We start from the raw sequence: 14,176 nt of genomic DNA, 5'->3' as shown, positions 1-14,176 counted from the left end.
CCGTCTTCTCCTTGCGTGCCGCTGCGCCTCAGTCCTGGGCGTCCTGCTCGTCCTCGTCCTCGGCGTCGGGATCGGGAGTCTCGGGGTCGCGCAGCGGACGGCGCGCCCCGCCGAGCTCGTGGCGGTAGAAGGAGTAGCGTCCGTGCACGTTGATGTGCTTGCAGATGAACGGCGAAAGGCGTGCCACATCCGCCTCCTGCACCGGATAGCCCTGCTCGCGCAGCTGGGCCAGGGCGTCGTCGATGTAGGTGGTGTTCCACAGCACCAGGCAGTTCAACACGATGCCCGGCGCGCCCAGTTGATCTTCCAGACCGTCGTAGTAGCGGTGGAACAGCTGTCCCTTGCGACCGTGAAAAACCCGCGCGGCCAGGGCATGGCGGCCTTCCTGCAGGTTGCGGATGCCCTTGATGTCGCGCCGCAGGTCCTCATCGTCGATCAACGCCAGCACGTGCAGCGACTTGAAGACGCGGCCGTAGGTGTTGATGGCCTCACCCAGCGCGGTGGGGTGGCCGCCGTGCAGCATCCGCACGACGTCGTATGGGCTGACCTCGCTGGTGTAGATGGAGGCGACCAGCCGAATGATCTCCTCCCACTGGTGGGCGACCTTGGCCAGGTCCAAGCGGCCGCGCGCCAGCGAGTTCAGGGCGCCGTAGTCGGCCTCGGGCTGGGACTTCCATAGCTTTTGATCCGGCAGATCGGCCAGCGCCGGCCGGTACTCGCGATCCAGCAGGTGCGCCAGGCCGAAGACCAGGTCGGAATACGAGCCGGTGTCGGTCACGATCACATCCGCCCGCCGGCCCTCGCCGCTGGAGAAGGTGACGTCCAGGGCGTGCAGGCAGTCGCGGTCGGTGCCGGAGACGACCTTGGCCGCGACGCCGAACGCCTGATCGTTGATCATGTTGAGCCGGGTGACACCGCGCTTGGGACCGAAGTACTTGCGGTTGGGGCGGGCGTAGGCCGAGGGGACCGGGACGATGAAGCGCATCCCGTCGATCGCCGCGACCAGGCCGCCGCCCAACGTGCGGAGGGTGCTTGGTGCTGCGAGCGAACTGCGACCTGTGCGATGGAACGGGAACGTACGCCAAGCCTCTCCGGACCCCCGTACTCAGCCGTCGCGGCTGACCTGCGCGAACGGGCTCAGCGTACGTTTTCGCTCCGCTGTACATCGACCCCGGTGACGGCGCGGGGGCATCTCGTGGCAAACAGGGCCTCGGCGGCCTGCGCCGCGCCCACCCGGACCTTCAGCTGAGGTTCGCGGGCGCGAGGCCAAGCCTGTCGTACATCTCGCCCAACGCCCCGCCGCGGTGTGGCCGAGCTCGGGTGAGATGCCGGCCGGCGTATCGGTGACACGCCGGTCGGCTTCGCCGTCGATCCGGCGCAGGGCCCCTCAGGCCTCGCGCGTAGCGCTGCTCGCGGTGCGTTCGAACGGGGTGACCAGTGGCCATTCCACGTCGACATCGAGTGCCTCGTTGACGTAGTTGGTGAAGATGTTGCGGGCGACGTTGGCGATCACTTCGACGATCTCCTCGTCACTCAGTCCGGCCTGCCGGGCAGCGTCGAAGGTCTCCTTGTCGACCGGGCCACGGTTGCGCGTGATGGCCAGCGCCAAGTGCAGGACGGCCTCCGACTTGGCGTCCAAGCTGTGGCCGCGGCGGGCGGCGGTGATCTCTTCCTCCGGCAGCTTGACCGCGTTGCGGGAGACCATGGTGTGCGCAGATAGGCAATAGGCGCAGCCGTTGGCCTCTGCGACGGCCAGGGCGATGCGTTCCTGCGTGGCGGCCGGGAGCACGCCCTGCTTCAGCGCGCCGAACAGACCCAGGAAGCCCTGGAGCGCGGCGGGACTGTTGGCCATCGCCGTGGCCATGTTGGGGATCACGCCCAGGGTCTGCCGGGTGGCGGCGAGCTGCTCGGCGGCGGCGCCGGTCGCGGTGGCGGGGTCGATGAGGGGAACACGGGTCATGGGGCACATCTCTCTTTCACACTGACCAAACAGAACGTTCGGTTCGATACGAGGAGTGACGCTAGGGCGGCGCGTCGGGATTTGTCAAACAGAACGTTCGGTTCGATACTGGTGGGGTGACAATGCCAGAGACGAAGGCCTCCCCGGTGCGCGAGCGCCTGTTGGCCACCGCGGACCTGCTGTTCTACGCCGAAGGCATCAGGGCGGTCGGCATCGACCGGGTGATCAACGATGCCAACGTCTCCCGCTCCACCATGTATGTGCACTTCCGCACCAAAGAAGACCTGGTCGCCGCCTATCTGCGGCGCCGTACCGACACCTGGCGCGCTCACGTCGAAGCCGAGGTGTACGCCCGGGCCGGCGACCCGGGCGGTCGGGTGCTGGCTTTGTTCGATGTCTTCCACGAGCAACTGTCCAGTCCGGCCTATCGCGGCTGCCCGTTCGTCAACGCCGCCGCCGAATACCCCCACCACGACGGCATCCAGGCCGTCATCGCCTACCACCGGCAATGGCTGCCGGATCTGCTGCGGCGCCTGCTGCAGCGGCCATCAGGTGATGACGCCCTGGTCGCTGCGCTGGTCCAGCTCATCGACGGCGCGATCACCGCCGCCCACCTGGATCGCGACGCCCACGCCGCCGCGACCGCACGATCGACCGCGGCGCTGCTGCTTGATCGGCCGCTCGCCTCCGACCGGCCGTAGCGGCGCGCCCGCGTCATGACCGCGAAGCCTGTCAGCGGCAGATTCAGGCGGGCTGCCCGGCCTCTTTCACGCTCACCTGCTGACCGTCGTCCTCCTCTTCCGCCTCGACCTTCACCTGCAGCGCGCAGGCGGGCATCGGTCTGCTTGTCGGTGGAGTGCCGCCATGTCCGGCGTCCGCGGAGTGGTCGCGGGGGGAAGGGATCTGCGTGCCGTACCGATCCGCCCCTGCTCCGTCCAGATTCCCGACGAAGGTCGGAAAGCGAGGGCGGCGGCCAGGCAGGCGATGGGTATGACAGGCAGCACGTACCGGTGGTCGAAGTCCAGACCTGCGACCGGGCCGATCAGCAGGCCCATCGCCACGGCCCACGGCAGCAGCGCCACGCGGGGCCGCCGGATCGCGGCGGCCCCGCCCAGGAGGAGGATCAGACCCAGGAACGGGCCGCGCAGGTAGGCGGCGTACTGGTAGGCGATGAGGAAATCCGCGTACGGGGAGACCGACGACAGGCCGCGGAGGTCCGGGTCGTACTCCCGTTTCACCTTGGCGATCAGCGGCTGGCCGGGCAGCTCCCAGTGCCCGCTCTTGAAGCCGAACGCCGGGGTGGTGCGGTCGGGGTGCGGGATCGGGGTCCAGGAGAAGGCGATGGCGGTGTCGCGGGCGACGTCGCCCAGGTAGTCCAGCGGCTGGGCGAGGATCGCCTCGATCGCGAACGAGCGGGCCAGGTCGTTGTGCGTGAAGCGGTCGCCGGGCAGCAGGTTGAGCGAGGCTCCAGGCGCCCACACGTACTCGGAGGCCGCGTCCACTTTTGTCCCGTTGGGGCAGAGGCGCGCGAGATCGGGCGGCGGCTGGATGCGGGCACAGTCGGCGAACGTCATCGTGCGGGCCCACAGGGCGACCCCATCGGCGCCGCTGATGGCGAAGCGGCTGTGGTGCTGGGCATACCAGGCGGCGTACCCGGCCAAGGGCAGCGCACCGGCCAGAACCAGCGCAGCCAGCGGCCGCCGCCCCACGCGCCGAACGGCCAGCACGAGTACGACGAGCAGGAGCAAGGGCAGCGCGATCGTCCTGGTCAGCGCGGCTGCGGCGAACAGCAGGCCCGCTCCGGCGGCGGCGCGCACGGACAACCGCGGCGACCACATGAGTACGGCCAGCCCGGCCACGATCAGGAAGATGAACTGCGTGTCGGACAGGACGGCATGCTCGAGGCGCAGGAAGGAGGCGTCGAACAGCATCGGCACCGTCGCCGACGCCGACGCCCAGCCGGGCGTCGCCCTGCGGCGCAGTACCGCATAGAGCAGCATGCCGGTGCCCAGGCCGATGGCGTGCTGGACGGCCGCGACCAGCTCCACGCTGTGGAACGGCAGCAGCGCCCGCAGCAGCAACGGGTAGCCGATCGGGTGGAACGTCGCGGACGGAGCCGGGTGCACGGCGGTGTCGAGGTAGGTGAAGGAGTCGTACCAGTAGAGCGTGACGGGGCGGTAGCCGAGCATCGTCACCACCCGCAACACGGCAGCCAGGAGCAGCAACGCGGCGAAGACGCGGTGGTCGGCGAGGGCGGCCAGGCGGCGCTGAGAAGGCAGCGCCACGCGAGTGTCGGTGAGCACGCGAAATCCGATCGTGGGGGCAGGACGGAGGTCCGCGCATGCCGAGGACGACGCATGGCGGCAATGGGGGCGGCTCTCGGCGTCAGGCCGGGATCAACAGCGAGACTGCGGCCCCGGGTTGCGCTGGGTGCTGGGCTCGGCACCGACCAGGAGAAGGGCCTGGCCGTCGGCGCTCATGACGCCGTCGTGCACGTACCACTCGCCGGGGGCGGAGGGTCCCGAGGGCTTGCCGTACGAGATGTACGAGGGGGTGACGCCGCGCTCGCGCAGCAGGGCCGAGATCTCGGCGACGCTCTTGTTGACGTAGCCGACGCAGTGCAGAGGCTCGCCCGGCAGGGCGATGCCGGGCGGCATCGTGTACCTCTCGCCGGGCATGGCCCGTCTGCCGAGACTGATCTCGGCCTTCTTGTCGAAGTCGACCGGCACCTTCAGGCCGACAGGGCAGCCGGCGAACCGCTCGCACGGTCCCGGGGCGTCGATGGTGGTGATCGGACCGTCGGGTACCGGTTTGCCGGATCTCAACCAGTCAACGTCGTTGATCACGACTATTTGGCCCGCCAGGCTCGCGGAGGTCGGTACGAGGTCGAGCGTGATGTCCAGGCCTCTGGCCCGCAGCTCCCGCTGGTACACCTCGGGCTCGGCCAGCAGGTCCTTCACCGTGATCACGTAGTGGTCGTCCACCAGCTCGATGTCGAGCGCGGCGGAGGCGGGCGCCTGGGCGAGGCCGAAGGACAGCAGGGCCGCGAGCGTGGCCAGCACCGGTACGGTCGCCCACCTGCGCGACCAGGTGCGGCGGCGCTCGGGGACGGGGACGGAGGTGATCTCATCGAGCAGTTCCCTGGCGAGCGGCGTCGTGCCGGGACCGGGATCGGGCGCGATGCCGGCCACCAGGCGGTCGATCTCGTGCATCACACAGCCCCCTTCGTCATCGCGACGGCACGCAAGCCGATGCGGGCCATGTCGACGCCGGCCGCGTCCAGGTGTCCGGCCAGCCGTTTGCGGGCCCGATGCAGCCGCAGCCGGGCGTTGGCCCGCGAGCAGCCCACGACGGTGGCGATCTCGTCGGCGTTCAGCCCCTCCCAGCCGGCCAGCGCGAGGATCTCCCGGTCGTCGGCGCTCAGCCGCCCGAACGCCTCCCGCACGCCCGCCAGGCTCTCGCCGGCCTCGGTGTGCTCCGCCCACACCGCGAGCTGGTGACCGAGCCGCTCCACCAGCTCGCTGCGGCGCGACTCGGCGCGGCGGCCGTTGGCCAGCACCCGGCGGGCCACGCCGAACAGCCACAGGCGCGCGTCCCGACCCTTGGGGATGTCGTCCAGCCGGCGCCAGGCCGTGGCGAACGTCTCGGCGAGGGCATCGGCGGCATCCTCGTGGGAGTCGGTCCGTCGGCGGACATAGCTGAGGATGTCGGGATAGCTGGCAACGTAAATCACCTCGAAGCGCTGCTTGCGGTCATGGTGGGTCACGCTGCCTTCTCTCATCCGTAAGGTCCGACACCCCGTACCTGTCCGGACCCGCCAGATAGTTTCACCCCGATTTCCGCCGAAAGTGGCTCTCCCGCACGTCCTGTCGGCCGCCGGCACCGCGCCGCGACTCCGCCCGGATTTGGGGCGATGGGCAGCCCATGGCAGGCTCATGCCGCATGATTGACGACTTCGCGAAAGACACCCTGCACGGCAGGCTGCGGCGAGACCGCAAGGCGTTGCTGTGGAAGCTTGACGGCTTGGCCGAATACGACGCCCGCCGGCCGTTGACCGCGACCGGGACCAACCTGCTCGGCCTGGTCAAACACGTGGCCACCGTCGAGGCCAGGTACTTCGGCGAGGTTTTCGGCCGTCCTTCCCCGGGGCCGCTGCCCCGGTGGCAGGACTCCGACGGCAGCGATCATTGGGCGGCCGAGGACGAGAGCCTCGATGAGATCGTCGGCTTCTACCGGCGCACGTGGGAACACTCGGATGCGACGATCAACGAGCTCCCGCTCGACGCCGCAGGTCACGTGCCGTGGTGGCCGGAGCCTCATGCCGGCACGAACCTGTTCGCCGTCCTGGTGCATGTCCTCGGTGAGACCGTACGGCATGCCGGGCACGCCGACATCCTGCGTGAGGGCCTCGACGGCCGGACCGGGTTGCGCCCCGAACACGAGCAGCGGATCGACGAGGAAGCCCGTGCGGCCCACCGCGCGAGGATCGAGCAGGCCGCATCGCTCACGGCTCAGCCGGCCCGGCGCACCCGGTAGCGCAGGTGAAGCACCCGGTTGCCCCGGATCACCACGTCAGGATCCTCCAGCAGGTGCTGCGCCTGGACCGGCCCGAAGAAGCGCTTGCCGGACCCGAGCACGACGGGCACGACGTCCATGCGCACCTCGTCGACCAGGCCCGCGGCCAGCACCTGGCCTCCGACGTCGCCGGCGGCGACCTCGACCAGGCGGTCGCCCGCGAGATCCTGCGCCTTGGCCACGGCCGCCTCGACGCCGTCGACGAAGTGGAACGGCGCCCCGGGGTCCCAGCCCTCGGGCGCCGGCCGGTGCGTCACGACGACCACGTGGTCGATCCCGCCCGGCGGCTTCCCGTCCCAGCCGCCGGTCAGGTCGAAGACGTGCCGGCCGACGATCGTGACGCCGATCTGGTCCCAGTACGGCCGGGTGTAGTCGTACGACGTCTGCGACACCTTCACCACGCCGCTCTCGTCCAGCGGGACGTCACCGCTGGTCAGCCAGTCGAACAGCGGTCCGGGCTGGTCATCGTCGCCGGCGATGAAGCCGTCCACCGACACCGAGCTGTACATGACCACCTTGCCCATGGGGCTCTCCTCTGCTCTCGGGTGCCCTCAAGCTAGCGTCTGGCGAGCCGGCGCTCTTGTAAGAAATCAATCGGCCGGCAGCGGCCAGCCGTCCAGCACGTGGCCGGGGTGTTCGCGCAGGAAGCGCCGCCGGACCTCGAGGTAGCGGGTCGGGGTGAGCCCGGTGAACGCCCGGAACTCGTGGCCGAAGTGCGCCTGGTCGAAGTAGCCCGCACCCCCGGCGAGCTCGCCCCAGTCGATCGGCCCGGCGGGGTCGATCGAGAACACCGTGGCGGTGAAGCGGTAGGTGCGGGCCAGCCGCTTCGGCGTGACGCCGACGAGCTCCTTGAACCGTTGCGCCAGATGCGTGCTGCTGACCCCGGCCGCCGCGCTCAGGTCGCCGATCGTCACCGCCCCGCCGGTCGCCGCGATGACGCCGCTCGTGTGGCGCACCAGCCCCAGGCCGGCGGTCTCGCGCAGCCGTCGCATCAGCTCCTGTTCGAGGAGCGTCACCATCTCGTACGGCCCGGCCGCGCCGGCCAGCCGCTCGCGCAGTTCGGCAACGGCGGGCCGGCCCCAGACCTGCTCCAGCGTCACCGGCCGGTCACGCAGCTCGGCCGCGGGCATCGGCAGGAACTGCGCCGGCCCCCACGGCTTGAAGTGCACGCCCACGGACCGGGTCCGGGGCGGGTAGCCGAACTCGATCGCGCGGGTCGGCATGGTGACCACGCAGCCGTCGGCGTACTCGGCCGTCTCGAGGTCGGTGCCGGCGCGGATGCGGAACGGCGGCCCGAGGTTGACGATGAGCAACGCCGAGGGAGACGGCGGCAGCAACAGCCGGGCGTACGGCGCCGAGCCCTCCAGGTAGTAGAGGTCGTCGATCAATCCGTCGAGCGGCGGCCGCGGCGCTCTGGAGACGTACTCCACGCTCACAGTATGGCCGACCTCTGCCGACGCAGCGTTACTTGCGGGAATTCTGCATTCTCGCAAGTCATTCGGACGCAACGGATCTTATTTTTCGATTTCCATTTTCTAGAAAACAAAAAATGCTACCGTGAGACCGTGACAGCAGAAGCCGGTGTGATGACCCCGTGTAAGCACTGCGGAGCCCCGATCGAGCAGCGAGGCGGCAAGGGGCGGCCACGCGCCTACTGCCGCGAGGGGGACTGCCAGGCGGCGGCCAAACGGGAGCGGGAGCTGAGGCGCGCCACCCCAGGTCTGGAGGGGGCGCTGGCCAGGGCGGAGCAGTTCTACGACCGCATGGAGGCGGGGCTGAGCGCCGTGCTGGAGCCGCTGGCGCACGCGCTGGCCGAGGAGCTGAGTCCCGCCGGGGTCGAGGCGAAGCTGAGCGCGGTGCAGGCCGAGGCGCACACGCGGGTGGCGATCGCGCGGACGGAGCGGGAGCAGGCGCTGGAGCAGGTACGGCTGGCGCGGGAGGCGGTCGAGCGGGCCAAGGCCGAGACGGAGGCCATGCGGGAGGCGGTCGAACGGGCGCACGAGGAGCGGGACGTGGCCGTCGCCGAGGGGGAGACGGCCAGGGAACAGGCCCTGGCGGCGTTGCGGGAGGCCTCGGCGACCGAGCGGCAGGCCGTACAGGCGGTGCAGGAGGCGGTACGGCGGGCCGAGGCGGCCGAGAAGGCCCGCGACCAGGCCGTCAAGGAGCTGGCCGAGCGGGTGGATGCCGCCGAGGCCAAGGTGGACCACGCCGAACGGGAGGCGCAAGCCGTACGGGAGGCCGCGGAGGAGACCGCACGGCGGGCACGGGAGGACGCCGAGGAAGCCGTGCGGCGGGAGAGGGAGGAGGCCGAACGGGTACGGGCCGCCAGCGAGGAAGCGGTCAGGAAGGCCAAGGAGCGCCTGGGCAGGGCCCGGGAGGAGGCCGAGGCGGCGCGGGTGGCGCGGGCCGAGGCCGAGCGCGAGCTGGCGGTCGCGGCGGCGCGGGCGCAGGTGGCCGAGCGGGAACGCGAGCGCGCCGAGCAAGCACGGGACGAGGCCTCGCGGCGGGAACGGGAGGTGTCGGCGGCGGTGGAGGAGGCACGCAAGGAGCGGGCGGCGGCCGAGGCGAGGGCCACGGTGGCCGAGGAGCGGGCGGCGGCCGAGCGGGAGCGGGGCGCGGCCACGGCCGAGGAGCGAGACCGGGTGCGGGGGGAGCTGCAGCTCGAGCGGGCGCGGGTGGCCGACCTGCGGGCCGAGCTGGAGGCCGTCCGGGCCGAGGCGGCGCAGTTGCGCGAGCGGGCGGTCCTGGCCGAACTCCGGGCAGATGGCCCCAAGTCCGGCTGAACCGCAGGACACAGGGCCCTAAAACCGGCTGAACCGCGACCCGCTCGTCCGAGGTTCTCCGGGCGGGAGAGAAGCGCGGGCGAAAATCGGTGCCGTCAGGATGTCGAGAACGCGGGTCCGGCTCCGTCCCCGCTCCAGCAAAGACCCACCGAACAGGAGAGACACCATGGCACTGCAGCGGATGGACAACATCGGCATCGTCGTAGAAGACCTCGACACGGTCATCGCGTTCTTCGTGGAGATCGGCATGGAGGTGGAGGGCAGGGCGCCCATCGAGGGCCCCTGGGCGGCCCGGGTGGTCGGGCTGGAGGACCAGCGGGTCGAGGTGGCGATGCTGCGCTGCCCCGACGGGCACGGCAGGGTGGAGCTGGCGAAGTACCACCTGCCCGAGGCGGTCGCGGGCGTGCCGGAGAACGCGCCGGCCAACACGCTGGGCATCCGGCGGATCATGTTCGCGGTCGACGACATCGACGACGTCCTCGCCCGGCTGCGCACCCACGGGGCCGAGCTGGTCGGCGAGGTGGCGCAGTACGAGGACTCCTACCGGCTCTGCTACGTCCGTGGCCCCGAGGGCCTGGTGGTGGCTCTGGCCCAGCAGCTCGGCGGGCCGGCCGAGCCACAGAACTGACCGCCTGACATCCACCGAGAGGAGCGCACCATGCAACCGCACGAGATCGCCGAGGTCCTGAACCGCCCGCTCAGCCAGGAGCTGCTGGCCCGCGACCTGACCCGCCTGGCCTACGTCGCCAAGGACGGCACCCCGCGCAACATCCCGATCGTCTTCGCCTGGAACGGCTCCGAGGTCGTGATGTGCACCCCGAAGAACGCCCCCAAGCTGCACGCCCTGCGCGCGAACCCGATGGTCGCCCTGACCGTCGACACCGAGTCGCACCCGCCCAAGATCCTGCTCATCCGGGGCCGGGCCGAGCTGGACCACGTGGACGGCATCCCGGCGGAGTTCCTGCAGCAGACCACCACCTACCAGATGACGCCCGAGCAGCGGGTGGAGTGGGAGGCGGAGGTGCGCTCGCTCTACCGCGACGGGATGGTCCGGATCGTGGTGACCCCGACCTGGGCCAAGCTGATCGACTTCGAGACGACCCTGCCGAGCCCGGTCGAGGAACTGCTGCGGCGACGCGCCGAAAGCACGAACGATGATGTCGAGAACCCGCCCGCCGCTCCGTCCCCGGAGTGAACACGGCCACAATGGGCCGGGGAGCGAAGGAGAACCGTCATGGCCAAGTACCTGCTGCTGAAGCACTACCGGGGCGCCCCGGCGGCGGTCAACGACGTGCCGATGGAGCAGTGGACGCCGGAGGAGCTGTCGGCCCACGTGCAGTACATGGTCGACTTCGCCACGCGCCTGCGGGACACCGGCGAGTTCGTCGACACGCAGGGGCTCACCCCGGAGGGCACCTTCGTCCGATACGACGGTGAGGGCCGGCCGCCGCTCACCGACGGCCCGTTCGCCGAGACCAAGGACCTGATCGCCGGCTGGATGGTGATCGACGTCGACTCCTACGAGCGGGCGCTGGAGCTGGCCGCGCAGTTGTCGGCGGCGCCGGGCGCGGGCGGCCGGCCGATCCACGAGTGGCTCGAGGTGCGCCCCTTCATGACCGAGCACTTCCCGGTGATCGAGTGAACGAGGCACTGCTGCGCAAGCTGGTGCCCGAGGTGATCGGCGTCCTGGTCCGGCGTGGAGCCGACTTCGCGGCGGCCGAGGACGCCGTCCAGGACGCCCTGGTCGAGGCCGTGCGCGGGTGGCCGCAGGAGCCGCCGCGCGACGCCAAGGGCTGGCTGGTCACCGTGGCCTGGCGCAAGTTCCTCGACGCGGCCCGCGCCGAGACCTCCCGGCGGCTGCGGGAGCTGCGCGTCGACAGCGAGCCCGAACCGGGCCCCGGCCAGGCCTTCGACGACACGCTGCGGTTGTACTTCCTGTGCGCGCACCCGTCGCTGAGCCCGGCCTCGGCCGTCGCGCTCACCCTGCGCGCGGTCGGCGGCCTGACCACCAGGCAGATCGCCGAGGCCTACCTGGTGCCCGAGGCGACGATGGCCCAGCGCATCAGCCGGGCCAAGCGCACCGTCGCGGGGGTGCGCTTCACCCGGCCGGGCGAGGTCGCCACCGTGCTGCGGGTGCTGTACCTGGTCTTCAACGAGGGCTACTCCGGCGACGTCGACCTGGCCGCCGAGGCGATCCGGCTCACCCGCCAGCTTGCCGTGCTGACCAAGCACGAGGAGGTCGCGGGCCTGCTCGCGCTCATGCTGTTGCACCATGCCCGCCGTACGGCACGCACCACCCCGGACGGCGCGCTGGTCCCGCTGGCCGAGCAGGACCGCGGCCGGTGGGACACCCGCATGATCGCCGAAGGGGTCGACATCCTGCAGGCGGCGCTGGCCCGCGACCGGCTCGGCGAGTACCAGGCGCAGGCCGCCATCGCCGCCCTGCACGCCGACGCCCCGGCGGCCGGGGAGACCGACTGGGTGCAGATCGTCGAGTGGTACGACGAGCTGGTGCGCCTGACCGGCAACCCGGTGGCCCGGCTCAACCGGGCGGTCGCGGTCGCCGAGGCCGACGGCCCCCGGGCCGGGCTGGCCGCCCTGGCCGAACTCGGCCCCGCTCTGCCCCGGTATGCGGCGGTCGCGGCCTACCTGCACGAGCGTGACGGCGACCTGGTCACCGCGGCCAGACTGTACGGCGAAGCCGCCCGGGCCGCCACCAGCCGCCCCGAACGCGACCACCTCACCCGCCAGGCCGCCCGGCTCAACACCCGCCTGCGCCGGTGAGCGCCCACCCGCGGTTCAACGGGTGCGGCGCAGTTCCTCCAGCGTCGCGGCGACCTCGGCCACCTGCTCGGGACGCCGCGTGGACCAGTCGGCCATCCCGTTGAACCACCGGCTCCACACCGCCGCGACCCGTTCGGGGGTGATCGGCTCCGCACCGCGGACCAGCGCGGCCAGATCCTCCACCTCGGGCCGGTACTCGTCCTGCGGCGCCCCCATGGCCAGCAGCCCTTCGGGGTCGTACCGGTCGATCACGCGATGGACCGCGGCGGTCACCTGATCGTCGCTCATGGGGATCAGTATGCACTTCGCCGCCCGGCGGCCGGTTGTCCCCGCCGCGCTCACACCCCGATGAAGCTCACCGTCTCCCTCAGGTCCGCCCGCCCCGTGCGCAGCCGTGGCACGCCTTCCTTCTCGAACCCCACCGAGACCCCGCAGAACAGCACGAGCCCATCATCGGCTCCGACCAGCCGGCTGACCGTCTCGCGGTACATCGTCCACATCACCTGGGGGCAGCTGTGCAGCCCTTCCGCTCTCAGCAACAGCATGACCGTCTGTAAGTACATCCCCGCGTCGCCCCACTGCCCGGGCCCCATCGTCCGGTCGAGGTAGCAGAACAGGACGACCGGCGCCCCGAACGCCTGCGAGTTCAAGGCGGCGATCTTCCTGGGCCGGTCGGGGTCGTCACGCTCGATGCCCAGGGCTTGGTAGCGCTGGGCGGCTGCGGCGGAGAAGCGGTCCAGATACGGCGAGGTCAGCTCGGCCGGGTACATCGGATACTCGCGCTCATCACCCGGGTCTGCCGCCCGAGCCCTGGCCGTGGCGCGCCTTTTGAGTTCGGCCAAGGGCTCACCGCCCACGACGTACACGCGCCACGGCTGGAGATTCCCGCTCGACGGCGCCCGCGCCGCCGCCGCCAGCACGCGTTCGAGCAGTTCCTTGGGCACCGGCTCATCGCTGAACGCCCGCACGGCCCGGCGACTGTCCACGGCTTCGTACACATCCACGTCTTCGCGCCCCTTCACTCCACGCTGAGTCTTCCCCCCCGTACGGCAGGCAGACCAGCGGCGAATAGCGATGGGCGGCCCTGGCTACCGCCAGCGGTGTCGGGCGGGTCACCACGCGAGCCCGGCAACCACAGCCCGCCCGACGGTCGCCGCGATGTCCTCGACGTACACCCGCCGGTGAGCGGGAGCCGCCGGCCAGCCGGGCTTGGCGTCGAACAACATGAGGACCGTGTGGTCCAGTCCGACCTCGACCTGCACCGCACGAGCTTCAGCGATGGGTGTGGTCAGTGGGTGCCCGGTCGGGGGATGTGGATGCCGGCGGCGCGGAGCTTGGCCTCGACGAGGGCGATGCCGTGCTCGGTGGCCGTTCCCTGCTGTTCGCCGTGGTACGCGAGCAGGTGGTAGCGGGCGGCGGTGTCGGTGCGGGCCTGCAGGCCGGTCACGATCTTGAGGTGCGCGGGGTTGGCGAGGAAGTGCTCGGCCATGGCGGTGGCGAGCTCGGCCACGCGCGGGTCGTCCGGCTCCCAGGCCGCGGCCTCGCTCGCGCGCCTGCTCAACGCGACGAAGGCCGGGTCGTCGAGAGCGTGCTCGACATGGGCGAGGAAGTCGTCGAAGCCCTCCGGGACCAGGGCCCTGGCCAGCACCCAGCCCTCCCGGGTGGCCGCCACCTGCTCCGCGCCGAAGCCCAGGTGGGACAAACGCTGCAGGAGCGCCACGGCGCGGTCGGGCAGCAGGGCCCGATCCCCGTCGGCGAGCCGGCGCAGCAGGTCGCGGCGCGCGACCAGCTCCTCGATCCGCTCGGTGAGCTGCCGGTCGACGTCGGCCAGCGCGGTGGCGAACAGCGAGCCGTCGGCCTCCAGCAGGGGCCCGATCTCGGTCAGCGGCACCCCGGCGGTGGCCAGCGTCCGGACCTGCACCAGGCGCAGCAGCTCGGCCGAGCCGTACCTGCGGTAGCCGGAGCCGTCGCGCTCCGGCTCCTTGACCAGGCCGAGCTTGTGGTAGTGCCGCACCGTCTTCACCGTGACGCCGACGAAGGCCGCCGCCTGCCCGATCGTTACCCCGTTCATCCG

At 71.2% G+C, this 14,176-nt stretch carries 18 protein-coding genes; 7 read left to right on the top strand and 11 right to left on the bottom strand.

Annotated elements, in window-relative coordinates:
• Positions 1–28: 28 nt before the first annotated feature.
• Both ACIBG7_RS13295 and ACIBG7_RS13290 read right to left on the bottom strand, forming a co-directional pair.
• Complete coding sequence (locus tag ACIBG7_RS13295) at positions 29–1,018, bottom strand: Tn3 family transposase (RefSeq protein ID WP_397336285.1); 990 nt, start codon at positions 1,016–1,018, stop codon at positions 29–31.
• A gap of 369 nt (positions 1,019–1,387) precedes the next feature.
• Positions 1,388–1,960, bottom strand: a complete 573-nt coding sequence (locus ACIBG7_RS13290) for a carboxymuconolactone decarboxylase family protein (RefSeq protein WP_397336284.1) — start codon at positions 1,958–1,960, stop codon at positions 1,388–1,390.
• A gap of 146 nt (positions 1,961–2,106) precedes the next feature.
• Here ACIBG7_RS13290 and ACIBG7_RS13285 point away from each other — a divergent pair, with 146 nt between their 5' ends.
• On the top strand, positions 2,107–2,661 hold the full coding sequence (locus ACIBG7_RS13285) for a TetR/AcrR family transcriptional regulator (RefSeq protein WP_397336283.1): 555 nt from the start codon (positions 2,107–2,109) through the stop codon (positions 2,659–2,661).
• Positions 2,662–2,772: 111 nt separating this feature from the next.
• Here ACIBG7_RS13285 and ACIBG7_RS13280 read toward each other — a convergent pair whose 3' ends face one another.
• From ACIBG7_RS13280 to ACIBG7_RS13270, 3 genes are all read right to left on the bottom strand, one after another.
• Positions 2,773–4,263 carry a hypothetical protein gene (locus ACIBG7_RS13280; RefSeq protein ID WP_397336282.1) on the bottom strand — a complete coding sequence of 497 codons (1,491 nt, stop codon included), beginning with the start codon at positions 4,261–4,263 and terminating at the stop codon, positions 2,773–2,775.
• A 93-nt stretch (positions 4,264–4,356) separates the two neighbouring features.
• On the bottom strand, positions 4,357–5,172 hold the full coding sequence (locus tag ACIBG7_RS13275; protein WP_397336281.1) for a hypothetical protein: 816 nt from the start codon (positions 5,170–5,172) through the stop codon (positions 4,357–4,359).
• Positions 5,172–5,726 (bottom strand): RNA polymerase sigma factor, encoded by a 555-nt coding sequence (locus ACIBG7_RS13270; protein ID WP_397336280.1) that lies wholly within the window; start codon positions 5,724–5,726, stop codon positions 5,172–5,174. The genes ACIBG7_RS13275 and ACIBG7_RS13270 overlap by 1 nt, the downstream gene beginning before the upstream one ends.
• A gap of 176 nt (positions 5,727–5,902) precedes the next feature.
• Between ACIBG7_RS13270 and ACIBG7_RS13265 the strand changes: the two genes are divergently transcribed.
• Positions 5,903–6,496 (top strand): DinB family protein, encoded by a 594-nt coding sequence (locus tag ACIBG7_RS13265; RefSeq protein ID WP_357923720.1) that lies wholly within the window; start codon positions 5,903–5,905, stop codon positions 6,494–6,496.
• Here ACIBG7_RS13265 and ACIBG7_RS13260 read toward each other — a convergent pair.
• Both ACIBG7_RS13260 and ACIBG7_RS13255 read right to left on the bottom strand, forming a co-directional pair.
• Positions 6,472–7,059: a dihydrofolate reductase family protein gene (locus ACIBG7_RS13260; RefSeq protein ID WP_397336279.1), complete on the bottom strand. Its 588-nt coding sequence runs from the start codon at positions 7,057–7,059 to the stop codon at positions 6,472–6,474. The genes ACIBG7_RS13265 and ACIBG7_RS13260 overlap by 25 nt on opposite strands.
• Before the next feature lie 66 nt (positions 7,060–7,125).
• Positions 7,126–7,965, bottom strand: a complete 840-nt coding sequence (locus ACIBG7_RS13255) for a helix-turn-helix domain-containing protein (RefSeq protein WP_397336278.1) — start codon at positions 7,963–7,965, stop codon at positions 7,126–7,128.
• Between the two features lie 156 nt (positions 7,966–8,121).
• Here ACIBG7_RS13255 and ACIBG7_RS13250 point away from each other — a divergent pair, with 156 nt between their 5' ends.
• From ACIBG7_RS13250 to ACIBG7_RS13230, 5 genes are all read left to right on the top strand, one after another.
• A complete protein-coding gene (locus ACIBG7_RS13250) occupies positions 8,122–9,318 on the top strand; it encodes a hypothetical protein (protein WP_397336277.1) in 1,197 nt (398 codons plus the stop codon).
• Between the two features lie 166 nt (positions 9,319–9,484).
• Positions 9,485–9,946 (top strand): VOC family protein, encoded by a 462-nt coding sequence (locus ACIBG7_RS13245; protein ID WP_397336276.1) that lies wholly within the window; start codon positions 9,485–9,487, stop codon positions 9,944–9,946.
• Positions 9,947–9,976: 30 nt separating this feature from the next.
• Positions 9,977–10,513, top strand: coding sequence for a pyridoxamine 5'-phosphate oxidase family protein (locus tag ACIBG7_RS13240; protein ID WP_357923917.1), 537 nt, complete (start codon positions 9,977–9,979; stop codon positions 10,511–10,513).
• Between the two features lie 39 nt (positions 10,514–10,552).
• Positions 10,553–10,960, top strand: a complete 408-nt coding sequence (locus tag ACIBG7_RS13235) for a YciI family protein (protein WP_357923919.1) — start codon at positions 10,553–10,555, stop codon at positions 10,958–10,960.
• Positions 10,957–12,102, top strand: coding sequence for an RNA polymerase sigma factor (locus ACIBG7_RS13230; protein WP_397336275.1), 1,146 nt, complete (start codon positions 10,957–10,959; stop codon positions 12,100–12,102). The genes ACIBG7_RS13235 and ACIBG7_RS13230 overlap by 4 nt, the downstream gene beginning before the upstream one ends.
• A 15-nt stretch (positions 12,103–12,117) precedes the next feature.
• Here the strand turns inward: ACIBG7_RS13230 and ACIBG7_RS13225 are convergent, their stop codons facing one another.
• The 4 genes from ACIBG7_RS13225 to ACIBG7_RS13210 all read right to left on the bottom strand — a co-directional run bounded on the left by ACIBG7_RS13225 (position 12,118) and on the right by ACIBG7_RS13210 (position 14,173).
• Complete coding sequence (locus ACIBG7_RS13225; RefSeq protein ID WP_397336274.1) at positions 12,118–12,390, bottom strand: hypothetical protein; 273 nt, start codon at positions 12,388–12,390, stop codon at positions 12,118–12,120.
• A gap of 50 nt (positions 12,391–12,440) precedes the next feature.
• Entirely contained in the window at positions 12,441–13,106 is a 666-nt protein-coding gene (locus tag ACIBG7_RS13220; protein ID WP_397336273.1) for a nitroreductase, read from the bottom strand.
• A gap of 108 nt (positions 13,107–13,214) precedes the next feature.
• A complete protein-coding gene (locus tag ACIBG7_RS13215; RefSeq protein ID WP_397336272.1) occupies positions 13,215–13,364 on the bottom strand; it encodes a hypothetical protein in 150 nt (49 codons plus the stop codon).
• 26 nt (positions 13,365–13,390) lie between these two features.
• Positions 13,391–14,173, bottom strand: coding sequence for a MerR family transcriptional regulator (locus ACIBG7_RS13210; protein WP_397336271.1), 783 nt, complete (start codon positions 14,171–14,173; stop codon positions 13,391–13,393).
• Positions 14,174–14,176: the final 3 nt, after the last annotated feature.

The sequence above is a fragment of the Nonomuraea sp. NPDC050328 genome, assembly GCF_044459405.1.
Lineage (GTDB): Bacteria > Actinomycetota > Actinomycetes > Streptosporangiales > Streptosporangiaceae > Nonomuraea.
This window is presented reverse-complemented; position numbering and strand designations above follow the sequence as displayed.